18 protein-coding genes are annotated in these 15,558 nt (G+C 62.6%); 16 read left to right on the top strand and 2 right to left on the bottom strand.

All coding sequences use genetic code 11. The features are described from left to right. Positions 1-32 precede the first annotated feature (32 nt). The 6 genes from AAFM31_RS06335 to AAFM31_RS06310 all read left to right on the top strand — a co-directional run bounded on the left by AAFM31_RS06335 (position 33) and on the right by AAFM31_RS06310 (position 5,207). The gene (locus tag AAFM31_RS06335; protein ID WP_341707196.1) at positions 33-203 is read left to right on the top strand and encodes a DUF2788 domain-containing protein; all 171 of its coding nucleotides are present in this window, start codon (positions 33-35) and stop codon (positions 201-203) included. Between the two features lie 94 nt (positions 204-297). Continuing rightward, positions 298-936 (top strand): TetR/AcrR family transcriptional regulator, encoded by a 639-nt coding sequence (locus AAFM31_RS06330; RefSeq protein ID WP_341707056.1) that lies wholly within the window; start codon positions 298-300, stop codon positions 934-936. Next, positions 933-2,585 (top strand): acyl-CoA dehydrogenase family protein, encoded by a 1,653-nt coding sequence (locus AAFM31_RS06325; protein WP_341707055.1) that lies wholly within the window; start codon positions 933-935, stop codon positions 2,583-2,585. Before AAFM31_RS06330 ends, AAFM31_RS06325 begins: the two co-directional genes overlap by 4 nt. An 11-nt stretch (positions 2,586-2,596) precedes the next feature. Beyond that, positions 2,597-3,043, top strand: a complete 447-nt coding sequence (locus tag AAFM31_RS06320; protein WP_341707054.1) for a PaaI family thioesterase — start codon at positions 2,597-2,599, stop codon at positions 3,041-3,043. 21 nt (positions 3,044-3,064) lie between these two features. Next, positions 3,065-3,688 carry a pseudouridine synthase gene (locus AAFM31_RS06315; RefSeq protein ID WP_341707053.1) on the top strand — a complete coding sequence of 208 codons (624 nt, stop codon included), beginning with the start codon at positions 3,065-3,067 and terminating at the stop codon, positions 3,686-3,688. A gap of 49 nt (positions 3,689-3,737) precedes the next feature. Next, positions 3,738-5,207 (top strand): AMP-binding protein, encoded by a 1,470-nt coding sequence (locus AAFM31_RS06310; protein ID WP_341707052.1) that lies wholly within the window; start codon positions 3,738-3,740, stop codon positions 5,205-5,207. A 425-nt stretch (positions 5,208-5,632) separates the two neighbouring features. On the opposite strand, the gene AAFM31_RS06305 is transcribed toward AAFM31_RS06310, so the two are convergent. Continuing rightward, positions 5,633-6,055 (bottom strand): DUF962 domain-containing protein, encoded by a 423-nt coding sequence (locus tag AAFM31_RS06305; protein WP_269686921.1) that lies wholly within the window; start codon positions 6,053-6,055, stop codon positions 5,633-5,635. Positions 6,056-6,187: 132 nt separating this feature from the next. On the opposite strand from AAFM31_RS06305, the gene AAFM31_RS06300 reads away from it, so the two are divergent. The 6 genes from AAFM31_RS06300 to AAFM31_RS06275 all read left to right on the top strand — a co-directional run bounded on the left by AAFM31_RS06300 (position 6,188) and on the right by AAFM31_RS06275 (position 11,266). Further along, positions 6,188-7,180, top strand: coding sequence for a DUF1835 domain-containing protein (locus AAFM31_RS06300; protein WP_341707051.1), 993 nt, complete (start codon positions 6,188-6,190; stop codon positions 7,178-7,180). 104 nt (positions 7,181-7,284) lie between these two features. After that, on the top strand, positions 7,285-8,085 hold the full coding sequence (locus AAFM31_RS06295; RefSeq protein WP_341707050.1) for a hydroxymethylpyrimidine/phosphomethylpyrimidine kinase: 801 nt from the start codon (positions 7,285-7,287) through the stop codon (positions 8,083-8,085). Further along, positions 8,082-8,711, top strand: a complete 630-nt coding sequence (gene thiE / locus AAFM31_RS06290; RefSeq protein ID WP_341707049.1) for a thiamine phosphate synthase — start codon at positions 8,082-8,084, stop codon at positions 8,709-8,711. The genes AAFM31_RS06295 and thiE overlap by 4 nt, the downstream gene beginning before the upstream one ends. Before the next feature lie 11 nt (positions 8,712-8,722). Beyond that, the gene (gene hemL / locus AAFM31_RS06285; protein ID WP_341707048.1) at positions 8,723-10,003 is read left to right on the top strand and encodes a glutamate-1-semialdehyde 2,1-aminomutase; all 1,281 of its coding nucleotides are present in this window, start codon (positions 8,723-8,725) and stop codon (positions 10,001-10,003) included. Next, on the top strand, positions 10,000-10,650 hold the full coding sequence (locus tag AAFM31_RS06280; RefSeq protein WP_341707047.1) for a hypothetical protein: 651 nt from the start codon (positions 10,000-10,002) through the stop codon (positions 10,648-10,650). The genes hemL and AAFM31_RS06280 overlap by 4 nt, the downstream gene beginning before the upstream one ends. 7 nt (positions 10,651-10,657) lie before the next feature. Then, positions 10,658-11,266 carry a tetratricopeptide repeat protein gene (locus AAFM31_RS06275; protein WP_341707046.1) on the top strand — a complete coding sequence of 203 codons (609 nt, stop codon included), beginning with the start codon at positions 10,658-10,660 and terminating at the stop codon, positions 11,264-11,266. A gap of 30 nt (positions 11,267-11,296) precedes the next feature. Here the strand turns inward: AAFM31_RS06275 and AAFM31_RS06270 are convergent, their stop codons facing one another. After that, positions 11,297-11,626, bottom strand: coding sequence for a DUF1820 family protein (locus tag AAFM31_RS06270; RefSeq protein WP_341707045.1), 330 nt, complete (start codon positions 11,624-11,626; stop codon positions 11,297-11,299). Positions 11,627-11,768: 142 nt separating this feature from the next. Between AAFM31_RS06270 and miaB the strand changes: the two genes are divergently transcribed. The 4 genes from miaB (at position 11,769) to AAFM31_RS06250 (ending at position 15,548) form a co-directional block, all read left to right on the top strand. Beyond that, entirely contained in the window at positions 11,769-13,094 is a 1,326-nt protein-coding gene (gene miaB, locus AAFM31_RS06265) for a tRNA (N6-isopentenyl adenosine(37)-C2)-methylthiotransferase MiaB (protein ID WP_341707044.1), read from the top strand. Positions 13,095-13,240: 146 nt separating this feature from the next. Continuing rightward, a complete protein-coding gene (locus tag AAFM31_RS06260) occupies positions 13,241-14,254 on the top strand; it encodes a PhoH family protein (RefSeq protein ID WP_341707043.1) in 1,014 nt (337 codons plus the stop codon). Next, complete coding sequence (ybeY, locus tag AAFM31_RS06255) at positions 14,244-14,702, top strand: rRNA maturation RNase YbeY (RefSeq protein WP_341707042.1); 459 nt, start codon at positions 14,244-14,246, stop codon at positions 14,700-14,702. The genes AAFM31_RS06260 and ybeY overlap by 11 nt, the downstream gene beginning before the upstream one ends. Positions 14,703-14,708: 6 nt before the next feature. After that, the gene (locus AAFM31_RS06250; protein ID WP_341707041.1) at positions 14,709-15,548 is read left to right on the top strand and encodes a transporter associated domain-containing protein; all 840 of its coding nucleotides are present in this window, start codon (positions 14,709-14,711) and stop codon (positions 15,546-15,548) included. The last annotated feature ends 10 nt before the right edge of the window (positions 15,549-15,558 follow it).

The raw sequence follows: 15,558 nt of genomic DNA, 5'->3' as shown, positions 1-15,558 counted from the left end.
CTGTGAACTACGAACAGTTCGAAGCCATTGCCATGCCACTGATGATCTTTGGCCTAGTTGCGTTCATGGGCTTTATCGTCTGGGACCTGGCCAAGGAGTCCAAGGCTGGACGGTACGGCACCGCAGTGCTGTTCTTCGTGCTGGGTCTTGGCGTGTTCGCCTTCATCATCAAGGAAGTGATGATCATGGTGCTGGAGCACTGACCGATTCAGCCGCGTTTCTGACCATTTTCCCCGCTGATCCAACGTCTGAATCCTGATTCACTAAGCAACAAAGAAGTGAATAAGGATTCAGAGTATGGCCTATCGCACCACCGCCACGCGCATCGAACGCGATCAGGCTCTGCGTGAACACATTCTCGACTGCGCCGTGCAACAGGTCGCCGAAGGTGGCTTCAGCTCGCTGACCATGAGCACGCTGGCGCGCAGCGCCGGTATCGCAACCGGCAGCCTCTATCGCCACTTTGCCGGCAAGGGCGAGCTGGCCGCCTGTGTTTTTGTCAAAGCCACCCGCCTGGAACTGGAAACCCTCAAGCAACAGTTTCAAGCTCCGGGCCGGGCCGTCGATCGACTGCGCAACGGCCTCACCCAATTTGCCGCCCGCGCCTGGCACAGCCGCCAGCTGGCCTACGCGCTGATCGCCGAACCTGCCGAAGAAGAAGTCGAAACCCAGCGCCTGTACTTCCGCCAGGCCTATGCGACGCTGTATGGCGAGCTGATTGCCGAAGGCATCGCCGATGGTAGCTTCCAGGTTGAGAACATCCCGCTGACGTCCGCCTGCGTGGTCGGCGCCGTCGCCGAGTCGCTGGTCGGCCCCTTGTCTCCACAGGCCCGCGCAGACCGTGAAAGCGGCCTGCCCAGCGAAACGCTGGAAGCGGTCACCCTCGCCATTGTTCGTTTCTGTCTGCGCGCCATCAACGCCAAGGAGGTTCCATGAGTCAGCTGCATCAATACGCCGAAACCCACGAGGTCACCAATCAGGTGCCGCCGCTGGACGGTCTTAACCTGTACCGCAGCGACCTGGCGTTGCAGGAATGGGTGCGCCGCTACAACGGAGGCTGGGCCGACGAACAGCTCAGCGCCTACGGTCAGTTGGCCGGCGGTGCGCTGATGGAGGCCGGGTTTCTGGCCAACGAAAACAAGCCTGTGTTCAAGAGCCATGACCGCTATGGCCACCGCGTCGACATGGTTGACTTTCACCCGGCCTATCACGAATTGATGAGCGCCGGTATTCAGGCCGGTATTACCAGCGCACCCTGGAATGACCCGCGCCCCGGCGCTCAGGTCGCCCGTGCCGCCACCATGTACCTGCACAACCAGGCCGAAGCTGGCACCAGCTGCCCGATGACCATGACCTTTGCCTGCGCACCGGCGCTGCGTTTGCAGCCGGACGTCGCCGAGGTCTGGCTGCCAAAGATCCTCTCCGGCCAGTACGATCCGCGCAACCTGCCGATCGCACAGAAGACCGGCGCGACCATCGGCATGGCGATGACCGAAAAGCAGGGCGGCACCGATGTGCGCGCCAACACCACCCGCGCGTATCCGGTCGGCGTCGGCGGCCCCGGCCAGGCCTACGAGCTGGTCGGCCACAAGTGGTTCTGCTCGGCACCGATGTGCGACGCTTTCCTGACGCTGGCCTATACCGACAAGGGCCTGAGCTGCTTCCTGCTGCCACGCCACCGCCCGGACGGCAGCCGCAACGAGTTCTACGTCCAGCGGCTGAAGAACAAGCTCGGTAACTGGGCCAATGCGTCCAGTGAGGTCGAGTACCGCGGCGCGCTGGCCTGGATGATCGGCCCGGAAGGCCGCGGCGTGCCGACCATTATCGAGATGGTCTCGCTGACCCGCTTTGATTGCATGATCGGCTCCAGCTCGCTGATGCGTCAGGCGCTGACTCAGGCAGCGCATCACTGCGCGCACCGCACTGTCGGAACCCGAGTACTGAGTGATCAACCGCTGATGCAGAACGTGCTGGCCGATCTGGCGCTGGAAAGCGAAACCGCGCTGGCATTGACCATGCGCATGGGCAACTCGCTGGACAACGCGCACGATGAACAGGAAGACAAGTTCGCCCGGCTGGTCACCGCCATCGGCAAATACTGGATCTGCAAGCGCGCGCCCGGAATGATCAACGAAGCGCAGGAATGTCTGGGCGGCGCCGGCTATGTGGAAGAAACCATTCTGCCGCGGCTGTATCGCGAGGCGCCGGTGAACTCGATCTGGGAAGGCTCTGGCAACGTGCAGTGCCTGGACGTGCTGCGCGCGCTGTCCAAGGAGCCGGGGGTGCTCGATGCCCTGTTCGCCGAACTGGGTGACGGCCACGGATCTGCCGCCCTCAAGCAGCGCATCGAGCGGATCAAGCAGCAGTTTGCCGACACCGACGACATTCAATACCGCGCCCGCCAACTGACCGAAGACGTCGCCATCGCGCTGCAGGCCAAACTGCTGCTGGAAGCCGGTAACAGTGCGGTATCCGACGCCTTTATCGCCAGCCGCCTGGGCGAGCACGGCCAGGCCTACGGCACCCTGCCACGCGGGCTCGATGTTGAAGCACTGGTGGCCCGCGCCACCCCAACCCCGCTCTGAAGGAGGCCGCTATGCCACTTGATCAGTCCACTATCGAAGCCCGCGTGAATGCCGGCTTCGAACGTGCCAACTTCATTGCCGACCTCGGCATCCGCCCGACCGCCTGTGGCCCCGGCTGGGTCGAGGCGGAGCTGCCGATTCTGCCAAGGCACTTTCAACAAGGCGGTTTTGTCCACGCCGGAGTGCAAAGCACCTTGGCTGACCACACCGCTGGCGCCGCCGCAGCGACGCTGCTGGAGGACAACTTCAGCCTGCTGACCGTCGAATTCAAGGTCAACCTGCTGCGCCCGGCCCAGTGCGAAACACTGCTATGCCGAGCCGAGGTACTCAAACCCGGCAAGCAGATCTGTGTCGCAGAGGCGGAGGTGTTTGCGGTAAACAACGGCGAAAAGCGCCTGTTCAGCAAAACCACGGTGACCCTTGCAGTGCTGCCGGTTGCCGCTACACTGCCGCGCTGAGCCAAAGCAGGAACGTCACCCATGAACCAGCGTCCAAGACCAGCGCAGCGCCCGCGCCCAGCAGGCAAGCCACGCCGACAGCCCGCGGCGCCTCCCGCCAACCCGCTGCTGATTGCGCTGAACAAACCCTTCGACGTGCTGACCCAGTTCACCGACGGCCAGGGCCGCGCCACGCTCAAGGACTTTATCAGCACACCCGGCGTTTACCCGGCCGGGCGCCTCGATCGCGACAGCGAAGGCCTGCTGCTGTTAACCAACGACGGTCGCTTGCAGGCGCGTATCACCGATCCGAAACACAAGCTGCCGAAGACCTATTGGGTACAGGTCGAGGGTGAGCCGAGCGAGCAGCAACTGACTCAGCTGCGCGCCGGCCCGGAACTGAACGACGGCCCGACACGGCCCGCCGAGGTCGAACTGATCGAAGAACCGGTGCTGTGGCCGCGCAACCCACCAGTGCGTTTTCGCAAGAGCGTACCGACCAGTTGGTTGGCAATTACGATCCGCGAAGGCCGCAACCGCCAAGTCCGGCGCATGACCGCCGCCGTCGGCCTGCCGACCCTGCGACTGGTGCGGGTCAGAATCGGTGACTGGTGTCTCGACGACCTGCAGCCCGGGCAGTGGCGCGAACTGCCAAGTACCAGCTGAGAACCTCGGTTAAATTCCATCGCCTAGTGAAAACAACAGGATGGACACCATGAACATTCCCAAGCTGATTGCGGTCAATGCCCGCAAGTTCCCCGCTGGCGACGCCCTGATCACCGCAGATTGCCGCCTGAGCTGGTCTGAACTGCACGACCAGAGCCTGCGACTGGCGGCCCACCTGCACGAGCAATACCAGATCGGCAGCGGCGATCGCGTGGCGCTCTACATGCCCAACAGCTACAGCTGGGTCCTCGGTTATTTCGCCGTGATCAACCTCGGCGCCGTTGTCGTGCCGGTCAACGCACGACTGACTACCGCCGAGCTGGAGTACATCCTTGGCGACTGCGACGCACGCCTGGTCATCGCGCTGGGCGACCACGCCGACCGCGCCAGCACCCTGGCCCCGTGCCTGCGTCTGGATCAACCGGCGGCGCAGGTACTGGATATGCAGAACCGCTGGGACGTTGCCGACATCCCGGCCGAGCAGCCCTGCACCCTGCTCTACACCTCTGGCACCACTGGCAAGCCCAAAGGCGTGCTGTTCAACCACCACGCGCTGCTGACCGTTGCCAATTCTTCCGCACTGGAAATGGACATGCGCCCGCACAGCCGCATGCTGCACATGATGCCGCTGACCCACTCGGCACCGCTCAACGTCTTCCTGCTCGGCGGCACTTACGTTGGCGCAGCTCACGTGGTGATGCCCGAGTTCCACCCCAAGCTGTTGCTGGACACCGTCGAGAAGGAGCGCACCACGCACTTCTTCGGCGCTCCGGTCGCCTTCATGATGACGGCGCAGCAGCCGGATATTGCCGAACGTGACATCAGCTCCATGCAGTACTGGATCTACGGCGGTGGCCCAATGTCGACCGAGCAGCTGGAGATACTGGCTGATCGCATGCAGACCGACCGTCTCTACTGCGTCTACGGCCTCACCGAGGCTGGCCCTAGCGGGACCATCATGATGCCGGAGGAGCATTCGACCAAAGCCGGCTCCATCGGCCGCCGTGGCGCCCTGCACACCGAGCTGCGTCTGGTTGACGAGCATGGCAACGAGGTCGAAGGCGAAGGCACCGGTCAGATCCAGATTCGCACCGAAGGCATGATGCTCGGCTACTGGAACAAGCCCGAGGCCACCGCCGAGTGCCTGCACAGCGACGGCTGGCTGGACTCAGGCGATCTCGCCCGCCGTGACGCCGAGGGCTACTACTGGGTACTTGGCCGCGCCAAGGAGCTGATCATTTCTGGCGGCGTGAACGTCTACCCGCGAGAGATTGAAGTAGCGCTGGAGGGCCACCCGAACATCGTCGAAGTTGCGGTGTTTGGCGTCCCGCACCCGCAGTGGGGCGAGACCGTGAAAGCGGTGGTGGTGCTGCGTGAGCCGGTCGCCGACCTGCACGCAGAACTGTCTGCCTACCTGGAGCCACTGCTGGCCGACTACAAGCGCCCGCGTCTGTATGGCGAAGCCACCGTGCTGCCGCGCAACGCCAACGGCAAGGTGATGAAGCACCAACTGTCGTAAGCTCGCCATAAGAAAAAGGGCGCCAATCGGCGCCCTTTTTAATGGTTCTTCGTGTGAACATCCGGGATGACGCGCTAAGTTTCCGCACCAAGATGACCGGCCAAGTGCTCAGATGATGAAGTGTGCACATGCGGTCCGCCCCGTTTACGCGGGCGAGTAGCGCAGGGTTGGCAGGAAACAGGGCGGCAGCCTGTTTGAGGCTCGATGAGCCGAGTTCTGCCGACTCCTGCCAAGCCGAGCAACGCAGCGAACCCGAAGGGCCGCGTAGCCGGGTGCCCCGGGGGATCGCTAAAGGGGGCTGGGCAAGCAGCCCCCCCCTTGGCTCGCCGTGAAGGCGAAAAGTTAAACTCGACAACAGCACGAGCAACCGAAGCTATCGGCTCACCCCGATAACCCGCGCGGAACCTTTTAACCGGCGGAGCCAATCAGTAGCGCAGCCCAAACAGCCTGAACACAAACCCCAACAACCACGCCGGACCAATCAGCAGAAACTGCACATCCTTGAAGAACGACGGTTTCTTGCCCTCCACGTGATGACCGACAAACTGCCCAATCCAGGCCACCACGAATATCCCCAGCGACCACCAGAACACATTCGACATCAGGCTCAGGCCAAGCAGCATGAGCAAACTGAGCACCAGCATGGCCAACGCGATCTGCCAGGACAGCAATGCGTAGAACACCAGCGCCGCTGCCACCACAGCCATGGCCACCCATGGGTGAATAGCCCAGAGCATGCCCAGCACGCTGAAGGTGATCAGCGGCACGCAAATCCAGTGCGTCAATTTGTTGAAGGGATTGCGGTGACTTTCACCATATTCATCAAACCATTGGTCAATGGCTTTCATCGTGCCCCCTTTGTCGTATCGTTGTTGTGAGAATCAGGGATGACCTAAAGTGTAGCCCCGGCAACGCTGCGCGGAAGTGTCATTGCGCGCCAGGATCACGCAACGCAGCAGCCCCAAACAACAGGACGAAGCATGGATCAAGCGCTCAAGACCCTGCACATTCGCTGCGGCTCGGACATTCGCCAGACACTGACTGACGCTGGCTTGAGCGGCGACTTTCTGGAGTTTGCCGATCCCTTCTGTATCGGTCCGTTGCGTGACTGCAGCACTAGCGAGTTGATCGAGTTGCGTAGCCACTTTCTTGCCAACGCCTTCAACCTTGATCCCGCCGAAACGCTGGCTCGTCAGCGGCAGAGTTATGCGCGGCTCAACACGCTCAACGCCTATCAGCGTGTGGTGCTCTGGTTCGAACACGACAGCTACGACCAGCTGATCCTGATCTATCTGCTGCAGCACCTCGCGCGCCTGCGGCCAACGGCCCGACTTGAACTGATTGCCATCGACCAGTTCCCCGGTATCGAGCGTTTTATCGGCCTTGGCCAACTTGCCCCTGCCCAACTCGCCAGCCTGTGGCCACATCGCCAGCCGATCAGCGACGCCTTGCTGGCCAGCGCCGCGCCACTCTGGGCGGCGCTCTGCGCCAATGACCCGCGCGTGTTACTCGCTCAGGTTAAAGCCGGCACACCGGCGCTGCCGATGATGCAACGCGCGCTGGAACGGCATCTGCAGCAGCTGCCGGGAGTGCACGATGGACTCGGCCTAACCGAACGCCTGACCCTGCACATCCTCAAACGCGAGGGCCCATTGCCGGCTGGCAAGGCCTTTGCGGCACTGATGCGATACGACGAGCCGCTACCCTACCTCGGCGACTTGATGTACTGGTGGCTGCTGCAGCCACTACTGAACGGCGCAGCACCACTGCTGCACAGCGATGACGATCACCTCGACTGGCCGCAGCGAACCATTCGGCTCACCCCACAGGGTGAAGCGGTACTGCAGGGTCAGGTCGACGCCTTTGCCTGCCGCACAGAGGGATACTGGGTCGGCGGAGTTGAACTGCAGCCGGGGCAGCCCCACTGGCGTTACGATTCGGCACAACAGACACTGCATCTGCGTAGTCTCTGAACACCCCGCCGCACGGGCAAGATGGTATGCTAGCGCGCTGTCATGCCAGCTCCGGCCAACACCGGCGCTGGTCCATCGCCAGTCAGCACGCGGAACAACTCGCCATGACCCAACCCAACCCGTTCAAGCCCGTCGTCCTCTGCCTCTCCGGCCATGATCCGAGCGGCGGTGCTGGCCTGCAGGCCGACATAGAGGCGCTGATCGCGCAGGGCTGTCACGCTGCGCCAACGGTGACCGCGCTGACCGTGCAGGACACCGTCGACGTCAGCGACTTCCGTGTACTCGACCGCGAGTGGGTGCTGGCCCAGGCCAACAAGGTGATCAGTGACATGCCGATCTCGGCGGTGAAGCTGGGCATGCTCGGCTCGGTGGAGATGGTCGACACCGTACTGGAGCTGATGCTGCGCCTGCCCAATGCACCGCTGGTCTGCGACCCGGTGCTGCGTGCCGGCGGCGGCGGTTCACTGGGCAAGGATGACGTCGGTTTCGCCATTCGCGAGCGCCTGTTCCCGGTCGCTGCCATCGCCACCCCTAACCTGCCCGAAGCGCGCATTCTGGCGGAGCTGCCGGACGGCAGCGCCGATGAGTGCGCCGCCAAGCTGCTGCCCTATATTCGCCATCTGCTGATCACCGGCGGTCATGGCGACGAGGCCGAAATCCACAACCGCCTGTACTGCGCCGACGGCTCCCAGCACGACTTCACCTGCCCGCGTCTGCCCGGCAGTTACCACGGCTCCGGCTGCACTCTGGCCAGCACGTTGGCCGGCCGTCTGGCACTCGGCGAAGAACTGGTCAGCGCGGTGCGCTCGTCACTCGATTACACCTGGCGCACCCTGCGTGATGCCGAACAGCCCGGTCACGGTCAGTACGTGCCGCGCCGCCTGCCGCTGGACTTTTGCTCGTGAGCGAGCGCGGCCTCTACGCCATCACTGACAGCGCCCTGCTGGCAGACGGCAAGCTACTGCCCTACGTCGAAGCCGCCCTGATGGGTGGCGCTCGCTGGCTGCAGTACCGTGACAAGTCCGCTGACGCTGGCAAACGGCTGGCCGAAGCAAGTCAGCTTGCCGAGCTGTGCCGTGCCCATGACTGTCAACTGCTCATCAATGACGATCTGGCGCTGGCCGACCAACTCGGCGTTGGCCTGCATCTGGGCCAGGAAGACGGCTCCCTGCGCGAGGCACGCCAACAACTCGGCGCGCACGCGCTGATCGGTGGCACCTGCCACGCCAGCCTACAGCTAGCCGAGCGCGCCCTGATTGATGGCGCCAGCTATATCGCCTTTGGCCGCTTCTTCAATTCGGTTACCAAGCCCGGCGCCCCGGCAGCGACCGCGGCGCTGCTGCGCGAAGCGCGCCAGCAGTTTTCCGTACCGATCGTCGCCATTGGCGGCATTACCCTGGACAACGCGTCGACCCTGCTCGACGCCGGTGCCGATTATCTGGCCGTGATCAACGGCCTGTTCGGCGCCCCCGACGCTGCGGCGGTGCAACAACGCGCCCGCCAGTTCAGCCAACTCATTCACGCATCCTGAGAGACTTGACCATGTCCCGTTCCGAATCCCTGTTTGCCAGCGCCCAGAAACACATCCCGGGCGGCGTCAATTCGCCGGTTCGCGCCTTCAAGAGCGTCGGCGGCACCCCGCTGTTCTTCAAGCATGCCGAAGGTGCCTACGTCATTGATGAAGACGACAAGCGCTACGTTGACTACGTCGGCTCCTGGGGCCCGATGATCCTCGGTCACAGCCACCCGGACGTGCTCGACGCGGTGCGCAATCAGCTGCAGCACGGCCTGTCCTACGGCGCGCCGACCGCGCTGGAAACCGAGATGGCCGAACTGGTCTGCTCGCTGGTGCCGTCGATGGACATGGTGCGCATGGTCAGCTCCGGCACCGAAGCGACCATGAGCGCCATTCGTCTGGCCCGTGGCTACACCGGCCGTGACAGCATCATCAAGTTCGAGGGCTGCTACCACGGCCACTCCGACAGCCTGCTGGTCAAAGCCGGGTCCGGCCTGCTGACCCAGGGCGTACCCAGTTCTGCGGGCGTACCTGCAGACTTTGCCAAGCACACCCTGACCCTGCCGTTCAACGACATCGAAGCCGTGCGCAAGACCTTGGCCGACGTTGGCCAACAGGTCGCCTGCATCATCGTCGAGCCGGTCGCCGGCAACATGAACTGCGTGCCGCCGGCACCCGGCTTCCTGCAGGGCCTGCGCGAAGCCTGCGACGAGCACGGCGTGGTGCTGATTTTTGACGAGGTGATGACCGGTTTCCGCGTCGCCCTCGGCGGCGCCCAGGCTTACTACGGCGTCACCCCGGATCTGACCACCTTTGGCAAGATCATCGGCGGCGGCATGCCGGTCGGCTGCTTCGGCGGCAAGCGTGCGGTGATGGAATGCATCGCCCCGCTCGGCCCGGTCTATCAGGCTGGCACCCTGTCCGGCAACCCGCTGGCGATGGCCGCCGGCCTGACTACCCTGCGTCTGATCAACCGTCCCGGTTTCCATGACGAGCTGAGCGCCTACACCAGCCGCATGCTGGCTGGCATGCAGGAACGTGCCGATGCCGCCGGCGTACCGTTTGTGACCACCCAGGCCGGCGCCATGTTCGGTCTGTACTTCTCCGGTGCCGACGACATCGTCACCTTCGAGGACGTCATGGCCAGCGACGTGGAACGCTTCAAGCGCTTCTTCCACCTGATGCTGGACGGCGGTGTCTATCTGGCGCCCAGCGCCTTCGAGGCCGGTTTCACCTCGATTGCCCACGGCGAGACCGAGCTGCAACTGACCCTGGATGCCGCAGAAAAGGCCTTCGCCGCGCTATGAGCCAACTCGCCTACGGCGTGCTGACCCTTGCGCTGATCGCCGCTTGCCTATGGCTGTGGCGCCAGCGCGAACCGCTGGCAACTCCGGCTCGCGGCGCTATTACCGCTGCGCTGCTGGGGCTCGGTCTGGCGGCCGCCGCCAGCCTGCTGCTGAGCCTCGGCTCACTCGCAAAGGAGCTGGAGCATACCCAGCGCATGCTCGGGCTGGCAGCACAGAACATCAGCCTGCCGCTGCTGGGTCTGGCAGCCTTCTACCTTGGCCGCGGCTTGCAATGGCAGCCGGCGATGTGGGGACGCATCCTGCTTGGCCTGATGGCGGCCTTCGAGCTGCTGCGCCGCATGGACCTGCTGTTTGGTTACCAATGGGTGATTAACAGCGCCGGCCTGCTGGCCATGCTCGCCGGCTGTCTGCTGGTAGTGAAAGGTGATCGTCGGCCACTGCCCTACACCCTTGTTTGCGCCGCCGGCACGCTGGCCCCGCTGCAGGAACCGAGTGCAGCCCCACTGGCGGACCTGTTCCTGGCGAGCAATACGCTGTTCTGGCTGTTCCCGGCGCTGCTGGGTGCGGCATTGACAGTTGGACTGTTGAGCGAACAGGCGCACAATAGAGCGCAACCCGATTCCTACGACCATCTGCCGAGGTCCTGAACCAACCATGCACCGCCTGCTCAAGCACGTTGCGCTCTCCGGCCTGCTCTCGCTGCTGGCGACTCCCCTGCTGGCCGAGTCAGACAATACGCTGCTGATCAGTGCCAACGACCGCTGCGCCTTTGAGCGGGTCGACGACGAAAGCCTGCCACTGGCACTGGAGGCCTGCCAGCAGGCTGCCGAGCGCGGCGACATGCAGGCGCAGTTCGAACTGGGCCAGCTGTACTACAAAGGCGAGCGGGTTGAGCAGGACTATGTCAGTTCACTGCAATGGCTGGAGAAAGCCTCAATTCAGGGTGAACCCAAGGCGCAATACCTGCTCGGGCTGATGCACTTCAACGGCGAGGGCATCCCGCGCAACCTGCCACAGGCCTACATCATCCTCAAGATGGCCGCCGTCAACGGCAATGACGACGCCATCGACGCCGCCGACATGGTCGCGCAGGAAATGAACTCGCAGGAAATCCAGGTTGCCAACCACGTGCTGGGCACCCTGTTCCGGGATTATCTGGCGCAGATTCGCGAAGAGCAGCTCAGCGGCACGCTGGAGCCGGAGGAGTCAGCTGACCCGCGCAGCGATACGCGTCAGGCCGACGAGGTGCTGGAGCAGCAGTAACACTAACGCCGCTCCTGCATGGCGACACGATTAGCTGTCGTTACGCGGCGGCATCGGAAAGTGCATGATATTGCCGCCGCCCTTGGCTTCACTGATCTTCGGTGTGCCAACGCGCTCGACCTCATCAATACGGATGATCGAGTGAATCGGAATGAAGCTGCGTTTGACGCCTTCAAACTGATTTTTCAGCTTTTCTTCGGCCGGATCGACCAGCATCTGTGATCTCTCGCCAAAGATCAGCTCCTCAATTTCCATGAACCCCCACAGCTCACTCTGAAAGATCTGCTGGGCGTAAAGCTCGTACACCTGTCCCTGGTTCTGGAAGATGACCCGGAAAACCGGTTGCTTTTCTTTGCTCATGACGGGTTGATCGATACCTTGAAAACATGGGAGACAGCCGCGGCACCTGCCGCTCGGCGGGCGCGCATCATAGCACAGGGGGCGGCGGAAGCAGATGTGTGTATAATCGCCCCTTTTCCAAGTTAGCCCCCAGCACATCTCAATGGCCAAGAAACTCTTTATTCAGACCCACGGTTGCCAGATGAACGAGTATGACAGCTCGCGCATGGCAGACCTGCTCGGCGAACATCAGGCAATGGAGCTGACCGACAACCCCGACGAGGCGGATGTCATCCTGCTCAACACCTGCTCCATCCGCGAGAAGGCTCAGGAAAAAGTCTTTTCCGAGCTGGGCCGCTGGCGCCCGCTGAAAGAGAAAAACCCGGACCTGATCATCGGCGTTGGTGGCTGCGTCGCCAGCCAGGAAGGCACCGCGATCCGCGACCGCGCCTCCTACGTTGACGTGGTATTCGGCCCGCAGACGCTGCACCGCCTGCCGGAGATGATCAACGCTGCGCGTACCACTCATCAGCCGCAGGTCGATGTCAGCTTCCCCGAGATCGAGAAGTTCGACGCCCTGCCCGAGCCGCGCGTGGATGGCCCGACCGCTTTCGTATCGATCATGGAAGGCTGCAGCAAATACTGCAGTTTCTGCGTGGTGCCCTACACCCGCGGCGAGGAAGTCAGCCGTCCGCTGGCCGACGTGCTGGCCGAGATCGTTCACCTGGCCGAAAACGGCGTCAAGGAAGTCACCCTGCTGGGCCAGAACGTCAACGGGTACCGCTTCGACGGCACCGACTTTGCCGACCTGCTGCACGCGGTTGCAGCGATCGACGGCATTGAGCGTATTCGCTACACCACCAGCCACCCGCTGGAATTCTCCGACGCCATCATCCAGGCCCACGCCGAGATTCCGAAGCTGGTGAAGTACCTGCATCTGCCCGTGCAGTCCGGCTCCGACCGCGTACTGGCGGCGATGAAGCGCAACCACACTGCGCTGGAATACAAGTCACGCATCCGCAAGCTGAAAGCAGCGGTGCCGGACATCATCCTTAGCTCTGATTTCATCATCGGCTTCCCGGGTGAAACCGACCGCGATTTCGAGCAGACCATGAAACTGGTCGAGGACGTCGGCTTCGACTTCTCCTACTCGTTCATCTACAGCGCGCGCCCCGGCACCCCCGCGGCCGACCTGAACGACGACACTCCGATGGAGACCAAGAAGCAGCGTCTGCAGATTCTGCAGGCACGTCTGAACCAGCAGGGTTTCGAGAACAGCCGCCGCATGGTCGGTACCACTCAGCGCATTCTGGTCAGCGACTTCTCCAAGAAGGACCCGGGCATGCTGCAGGGCCGTACCGAGCACAACCGGGTAGTTAACTTCCGCTGCGACAACCCGGGCCTGATCGGCCAGTTCGTCAACGTCCACATCGAAGAGGCCCTGCCCCATTCGCTGCGTGGCACCCTCATCAACGAGACGGCGCACTGATCCAGTGCGCCCCGCCCTCGCCGCAAAGCCCGCTCGCCCTGTACAGATCAGCAGATGATCGGCACGGATAGGCGGGTCTTTGCAGCGGGATATTTGCGCGCTATTCTGTGCGCTTCTCAGTGCCATATGGCGACCAACGGACTATTTTGAACGCGCCCCAGCATATTCATCGCTTCAGCATCGAACCTGTCGATCCCCGCCGCTTTGCCAGCCTTTGCGGCCAGTTCGATGAAAATCTCCGCCTGATCGAACAACGCCTCGGCATCGAAGTCCGCAACCGCGGCAACCACTTCGAGCTGATCGGCGACGATTCCCTGACCCGCTCGGCCGAAGCGGTTCTGCGCCAGCTGTACCGCGAAACGCGCAATAACGACGACCTCGGTCCAGATACAGTACACCTGTATCTGCAGGAATCCGGACTGGAGAGCCTGAGCGAAACGCTGAGCAAGGGTGACGAGCACAAACCGGTGATCCTGCGCACGCGCAAGATGAGCATTCAGCCGCGCGGCCCGAACCAGCAGAAGTACCTGCGTTCGATCCAAGAGCACGACATCAATTTCGGTATCGGCCCGGCCGGTACCGGCAAGACCTATCTGGCGGTTGCCTGCGCGGTCGATGCGCTGGAGCGTGAGCAGATCAGTCGCATCCTGCTGGTTCGCCCGGCGGTTGAAGCCGGCGAGAAGCTAGGTTTTCTGCCGGGCGACCTGGCGCAAAAGATTGACCCCTATCTGCGCCCGCTCTACGACGCGCTATACGAGATGATGGGCTTTGAGCAGGTGATCAAGCTGATCGAACGTCAGGTGATCGAAATTGCACCGCTGGCCTACATGCGCGGTCGCACCCTGAATAACAGCTTCATCATTCTGGACGAGTCGCAGAACACCACGGTCGAGCAGATGAAGATGTTCCTGACCCGGATCGGCTTCGGCTCCACCGCCGTAATCACCGGCGACATTACCCAGGTCGACCTGCCCCGCGGCACGCGCTCAGGTCTGGCCCATGTCGCCGAAGTACTGAAAGACGTCAAGGGCATCGGCTTCACCCACTTCCAGTCCAAGGACGTGGTACGCCATCCGCTGGTGCAGCGCATCGTTGAAGCCTATGACCGCTTCGATGCCCTGCAGGAAGCCGCCCGCCAGGAGCGCCGCAATGAGCATTGAGCTCGACATCCAGCGCGCTTCCAGCGCCCCCGATCAGCCTGACGACGACAGTTTCATACGCTGGGTCGGGCTGGCACTGGGTGCGGGCACCGACCGTGAACTGACCATTCGCCTGGTGGACGCCGATGAGGGCCGCCAGCTGAATAACACCTACCGCGGCAAGGACTATGCGACGAACGTCCTGTCCTTCCCTGCCGACCTGCCTCCCGAACTTGACCTGCCGTTGCTTGGCGATCTGGTGATCTGCGTTCCCGTGGTCGCCCGCGAAGCAGACGAACAGGGCAAACCCCTGCTCGCCCACTGGGCGCACATGGTCATCCATGGCTGCCTGCATCTGCTTGGCTACGATCACATCGACGACGCCGACGCAGAGGAGATGGAAGCCCTGGAACGGGAATTGCTGGCAGAACTCGGCATAGCCGACCCCTATCTTGAAGATGATGAGTAAGGATCAATGAGCGAAGATCGATCGACCAACGGGCATAAGTCGTGGCTGGATAAACTGGTCCAGGCTTTTGTCCATGAACCCAAGAACCGCCAGGAACTGCTCGAACTGCTGCGCGAGGCGCACAGCAACGAGGTTCTGGATATCGAGGCCCTGTCGATCATCGAAGGTGCGCTCCAGGTCTCGGACATGCAAGTCCGCGACATTATGGTGCCGCGCTCACAGATGACCACCATCAAAGCCAGCCACAGCCCCCGCGAGTTCCTGCCGGCGGTGATCGAAGCAGCGCACTCGCGTTTCCCGGTCATCGGCGAAAGCATCGATGATGTAATCGGCATCCTGCTCGCCAAGGATCTGCTGCCGCTGCTGCTGGAAGAAAACACCGACCGCTTCAACATCAAGGACATCGTCCGCTCACCGACTTTCGTCCCGGAATCCAAGCGCCTCAACGTGCTGCTCAAGGAGTTCCGCGCCACCCGCAACCACATGGCGGTGGTGATCGACGAATACGGCGGTGTGTCAGGCCTGGTCACCATTGAGGACGTACTGGAACAGATCGTCGGCGATATCGAAGACGAGCATGACGTCGACGAAGACAGCCAGATCAAGCCGCTGCCCAGTGGCGACTATCTGGTCAAGGGCCTGACGCCGATCGAGGAGTTCAACGAACACTTCGAGACCGAGTTCTCCGACGAAGAGTTCGATACCGTTGGCGGCCTGGTCATGAACGCCTTTGGCCACTTACCCAAACGCAATGAAGTGGTCGAACTGGACGGCTTCCGGGTTCGCGTCCTGAATGCCGACAGCCGCCGAGTCCATCTGCTGCGCGTCACGCTGGTCAACCGCTAGCCGACGCCGA

The organism is Halopseudomonas sp. (assembly GCF_038130085.1).
Classification (GTDB): Bacteria; Pseudomonadota; Gammaproteobacteria; order Pseudomonadales; family Pseudomonadaceae; genus Halopseudomonas.
The sequence above is the reverse complement of the archived record's forward strand: the minus strand, read 5'-3'. Positions and strand labels throughout refer to the sequence as shown.

Bases quoted from the DNA above. Each gene is read 5' to 3' on its own strand.
- AAFM31_RS06310 (WP_341707052.1), top strand. From the start codon at position 3,738: ATGAACATTCCCAAGCTGATTGCGGTCAATGCCCGCAAGTTCCCCGCT.
- AAFM31_RS06270 (WP_341707045.1), bottom strand. From the start codon at position 11,626: ATGAGCAAAGAAAAGCAACCGGTTTTCCGGGTCATCTTCCAGAACCAG.
- AAFM31_RS06300 (WP_341707051.1), top strand. From the start codon at position 6,188: ATGGATCAAGCGCTCAAGACCCTGCACATTCGCTGCGGCTCGGACATT.
- AAFM31_RS06335 (WP_341707196.1), top strand. From the start codon at position 33: ATGCCACTGATGATCTTTGGCCTAGTTGCGTTCATGGGCTTTATCGTC.
- AAFM31_RS06280 (WP_341707047.1), top strand. From the start codon at position 10,000: ATGAGCCAACTCGCCTACGGCGTGCTGACCCTTGCGCTGATCGCCGCT.
- AAFM31_RS06305 (WP_269686921.1), bottom strand. From the start codon at position 6,055: ATGAAAGCCATTGACCAATGGTTTGATGAATATGGTGAAAGTCACCGC.
- AAFM31_RS06325 (WP_341707055.1), top strand. From the start codon at position 933: ATGAGTCAGCTGCATCAATACGCCGAAACCCACGAGGTCACCAATCAG.
- AAFM31_RS06295 (WP_341707050.1), top strand. From the start codon at position 7,285: ATGACCCAACCCAACCCGTTCAAGCCCGTCGTCCTCTGCCTCTCCGGC.
- AAFM31_RS06250 (WP_341707041.1), top strand. From the start codon at position 14,709: ATGAGCGAAGATCGATCGACCAACGGGCATAAGTCGTGGCTGGATAAA.
- AAFM31_RS06330 (WP_341707056.1), top strand. From the start codon at position 298: ATGGCCTATCGCACCACCGCCACGCGCATCGAACGCGATCAGGCTCTG.
- AAFM31_RS06275 (WP_341707046.1), top strand. From the start codon at position 10,658: ATGCACCGCCTGCTCAAGCACGTTGCGCTCTCCGGCCTGCTCTCGCTG.
- miaB (WP_341707044.1), top strand. From the start codon at position 11,769: ATGGCCAAGAAACTCTTTATTCAGACCCACGGTTGCCAGATGAACGAG.
- AAFM31_RS06315 (WP_341707053.1), top strand. From the start codon at position 3,065: ATGAACCAGCGTCCAAGACCAGCGCAGCGCCCGCGCCCAGCAGGCAAG.
- hemL (WP_341707048.1), top strand. From the start codon at position 8,723: ATGTCCCGTTCCGAATCCCTGTTTGCCAGCGCCCAGAAACACATCCCG.
- ybeY (WP_341707042.1), top strand. From the start codon at position 14,244: ATGAGCATTGAGCTCGACATCCAGCGCGCTTCCAGCGCCCCCGATCAG.
- AAFM31_RS06320 (WP_341707054.1), top strand. From the start codon at position 2,597: ATGCCACTTGATCAGTCCACTATCGAAGCCCGCGTGAATGCCGGCTTC.